Below are 3364 nucleotides of genomic sequence, written 5' to 3'. Positions count from 1 at the left end.
GCTGGAAGCGCTCGGCCTTCGGCGACGCCAACCAGCACGGCATGGAGGGCGTCCGCTTCTACACCAAGGTCAAGACCATCACCGCCCGCTGGCCCGAAGGCTCCGTCGAGGACTCCGCCTTCGTCATCCCGACGATGAAGTGACGAGCAACCCCCGATGCCCAAGACCTACGGACCCATAACCGAGCGCCTCCTGAGCCTCGCGCCCGGCCGCTCCTGTGTCGTGACGACCCAGAAGCGGATCGACTATTCCGCGGCGCGCAAGCATGCGCCCGAGCGTGAGTGGGCGGCAGAGTCCCGCGAGGGCGGTTGGGTCGTCACCCGCGTCCGCTGAGGGATTGAACGCTAGGCCGGCTCGCAGGCCCTCACGTAGGTGAGGGGTCTGCCCTGAGCGTCGAAGACGGAGTAGCCGCGGCAGGCGCGCATTGAGGCATTGCGACGCCAGTGACGATCGGCTTCGGCGACCGCGTCCTCCGGGGTCGTGGCGCGCAGGGCGATCTGGATCACGTTCCGCGGCGTCGAAACGCCCGGCCCACGCCCGTAGCCGCGCATGACAAACCGCATCGTTTCCGTCCCGCTATCGCGAGCGTCCAGCATAGGCGGCGCGCGTGACGGGTTTGCGACAGGCGTCAGCGGAGGCCGGTGAAGGCCGCGAGCCATGCCGGGGCGCCTTCTGGGGCTTCGAGCGTGACCGGCGGGTCGGCGTCAGTGAGGAGCAGGGCGTCGTCGGGGAGCAGGTCCACAGCTTGCGGGGCGGTGACCCGCAGCCGGCCGCGGGCGACCACGAGGCGCGTGCCGGTGGTGGGCGCGAGCGTCAGGCGCGGGCGAATCTCGAGGCTTGTCAGGTCGGCCCGCACGGCGCCCCGGCGGCTCATCACGTTGAGGTCCGTGACGGGGCCGGCCAGTACGCGACCGACGGTGGGGGCGTCGCCCGGGAAGGCGGCGGGCGGCGAGGCCGCGGAGAGTTCGATGGTCGCATGCCCTTCGATGTCCAGGGCGAGACGCCCCTCCAGCACCGCCAGGATGCGGTCGACGCCCGGGAACGCCGAGAACGGCCCGTCGGCGCGGACCTCGGCCATGCTGACCCGCCACTGGAAGTCGTCGAACCCCGCGCCCGGCGGCCAGGCGCAGACCTCGCGGGTGACGCCGCCGCGGTTCTTCCACGGCGTGCCCTTCCGGTCGGCGGCGCGGAGGACCTGCATCAGGGCAGGATGCCGGGCAGGTCGAGCTTCTTCTCGCGGGCGACCTGCAGGGCGATGTCGTAGCCGGCGTCGGCGTGGCGCATGACGCCGCTGGCCGGGTCGTTCCACAGGACGCGGGCGATCCGCTTGGCCGCCGCATCTGTGCCGTCGCAGACGATGACCATGCCGGCGTGCTGCGAGAAGCCCATGCCGACGCCGCCGCCGTGGTGCAGCGACACCCAGGTGGCGCCCGAGGCCGTGTTGAGGAGCGCGTTCAGCAGCGGCCAGTCCGAGACGGCGTCCGAGCCGTCGCGCATGGCCTCGGTCTCGCGGTTGGGTGAGGCGACCGAGCCCGAGTCCAGGTGGTCGCGGCCGATTACGACGGGCGCCTTCAGCTCGCCCTTCGCCACCATCTCGTTGAACGCCAGCCCCAGCCGGTGGCGGTCGCCCAGGCCCACCCAGCAGATGCGCGCCGGCAGCCCCTGGAACTTGATCTTCCTGGCCGCCATGTCGAGCCAATTGTGGAGGTGCGGATTGTCGGGGATCAGCTCCTTCACCTTGGCGTCGGTCTTGGCGATGTCGGACGGATCGCCCGACAGCGCGGCCCACCGGAACGGGCCGATCCCGCGGCAGAACAGCGGTCGGATGTAGGCCGGCACGAAGCCCGGGAAGTCGAAGGCGTTGGCGACGCCCGCCTCCTTGGCCATCTGGCGGATGTTGTTGCCGTAGTCGACGGTCGGCACGCCGGCGGCCTGGAAGTCGAGCATCGCCTGCACGTGCTCGGCCATCGAGGCCTTGGCGGCTTCTTCCACCTGCTTCGGGTCCTGGTCGCGCATGGCGGCCCAGCGCTCCAGGCTCCAGCCCTTGGGCAGGTAGCCGTTGACCGGGTCGTGGGCGCTGGTCTGGTCGGTGAGCAGGTCGGGACGCACGCCTCGGGCGAACAGCTCGGGCAGAATCTCGGCGGCGTTGCCGAGCAGGCCCACCGAGATCGGGGTCTTGTCGCGGCACGACTGCTCGATCCAGGCCAGCGCCTCGTCGATGCTGGACGTCTGGCGGTCGAGGTAGCCGGTGCGCAGGCGCATATCGATGCTGGACTGCTGGCACTCGATCGCCAGGCACGAGGCCCCCGCCATCACCGCCGCCAGGGGCTGCGCCCCGCCCATGCCGCCCAGGCCCGCGGTCAGGAGCCAGCGGCCCGAGAGGTCGCCGGCGTAGTGCTGCCGACCCATTTCCACGAAGGTCTCGTAGGTGCCCTGCACGATCCCCTGGGCGCCGATGTAGATCCACGAGCCGGCGGTCATCTGGCCGTACATGGCCAACCCCGCCCGATCGAGCTCGTTGAAGTGATCCCAGGTGGCCCAGCGCGGCACGAGGTTGGAGTTGGCGATCAGCACCCGCGGGGCATCGGCGTGGGTGCGGAAGACGCCCACCGGCTTGCCCGACTGCACCAGCAGGGTCTCGTCGTCCTCGAGCCGGCGCAAGGTCTCGACGATCTTGTCGAAGCTCTCCCAGTCCCGAGCGGCGCGGCCGATGCCGCCATAGACCACCAGCTCATCGGGGCGCTCGGCCACGTCGGGGTGCAGGTTGTTCATCAGCATCCGCAGCGGCGCCTCGGTGAGCCAGCTCTTGGCCGTGCGCTCAGGCCCGGTGGCCGGGCGGATCACGCGGGTGGGGTCCTTGCGGGTCATGGTTTGGCGAAGTCCAGGCAGGCGGTGAGAACGTTGCTAAGGGCGGCGCGCATGGGGGCGGCGCGGGCGTCGTCGTAGGGGGTGGGCCAGGTTTTCGAGGTGAGCAGGCCGGGCGGCTCGTCCATGTAGCCGCGGCAAGCGAGCTCCATCTGGATGGCGTGGACGCCCTGCTCGGGCTGACCGTAGTGGCGCGTTGTCCAGCCGCCCTTGAAGCGGCCGTTGGTGACTCGGCTGAACTCGCTGGCGTCGCAGGCCGTTTCGACGGCCGCGGTCAGCGCCGGGTCGCAGCTCGCGCCCGAATTGGTGCCGATGTTGAAGTTGGGCAGCAGGCCGTCGAACAGCCGCGGGACCGCCGAGCGGATCGAGTGGGCCTCGTAGAGCACGACCTTGCCGTGGATGGCGCGCAGCCGGTCCAGCTCGGCCCGGACCGCGGCGTGGTAGGGCTCGAAGTAGGCAGCCCGCCGCCGCTCGATCTCGGCCTCGTCCGGCTCGCCGG

Annotated in this window: 6 protein-coding genes; 2 read left to right on the top strand and 4 right to left on the bottom strand. The window is 71.0% G+C overall.

All coding sequences use genetic code 11. The annotated features are described in order from the left end of the window. On the top strand, positions 1 to 143 hold a 143-nt coding region (locus VGD44_RS11120), incomplete at its 5' end, for a hypothetical protein (RefSeq protein WP_331085251.1). Positions 144 to 156: 13 nt separating this feature from the next. Beyond that, positions 157 to 333: a hypothetical protein gene (locus VGD44_RS11115; RefSeq protein WP_331086894.1), complete on the top strand. Its 177-nt coding sequence runs from the start codon at positions 157 to 159 to the stop codon at positions 331 to 333. An 11-nt stretch (positions 334 to 344) separates the two neighbouring features. Here the strand turns inward: VGD44_RS11115 and VGD44_RS11110 are convergent, their stop codons facing one another. The 4 genes from VGD44_RS11110 to VGD44_RS11095 all read right to left on the bottom strand — a co-directional run. Next, complete coding sequence (locus VGD44_RS11110; RefSeq protein ID WP_331086892.1) at positions 345 to 563, bottom strand: hypothetical protein; 219 nt, start codon at positions 561 to 563, stop codon at positions 345 to 347. A 65-nt stretch (positions 564 to 628) separates the two neighbouring features. Beyond that, entirely contained in the window at positions 629 to 1201 is a 573-nt protein-coding gene (locus VGD44_RS11105; protein ID WP_331086890.1) for a HutD family protein, read from the bottom strand. Then, positions 1201 to 2868: a urocanate hydratase gene (hutU, locus tag VGD44_RS11100; protein ID WP_331086888.1), complete on the bottom strand. Its 1668-nt coding sequence runs from the start codon at positions 2866 to 2868 to the stop codon at positions 1201 to 1203. Before hutU ends, VGD44_RS11105 begins: the two co-directional genes overlap by 1 nt. After that, on the bottom strand, positions 2865 to 3364 hold a 500-nt coding region (locus VGD44_RS11095; protein ID WP_331086886.1), incomplete at its 5' end, for an N-formylglutamate amidohydrolase. The genes VGD44_RS11095 and hutU, both read right to left, overlap by 4 nt.

Origin of the sequence: Phenylobacterium sp. (assembly GCF_036402295.1) — a bacterium.
Taxonomy (GTDB): Bacteria; Pseudomonadota; Alphaproteobacteria; order Caulobacterales; family Caulobacteraceae; genus Phenylobacterium.
This window is presented reverse-complemented; position numbering and strand designations above follow the sequence as displayed.

Bases quoted from the DNA above. Each gene is read 5' to 3' on its own strand.
- VGD44_RS11110 (WP_331086892.1), bottom strand. From the start codon at position 563: ATGCGGTTTGTCATGCGCGGCTACGGGCGTGGGCCGGGCGTTTCGACG.
- VGD44_RS11115 (WP_331086894.1), top strand. From the start codon at position 157: ATGCCCAAGACCTACGGACCCATAACCGAGCGCCTCCTGAGCCTCGCG.
- VGD44_RS11105 (WP_331086890.1), bottom strand. From the start codon at position 1,201: ATGCAGGTCCTCCGCGCCGCCGACCGGAAGGGCACGCCGTGGAAGAAC.
- hutU (WP_331086888.1), bottom strand. From the start codon at position 2,868: ATGACCCGCAAGGACCCCACCCGCGTGATCCGCCCGGCCACCGGGCCT.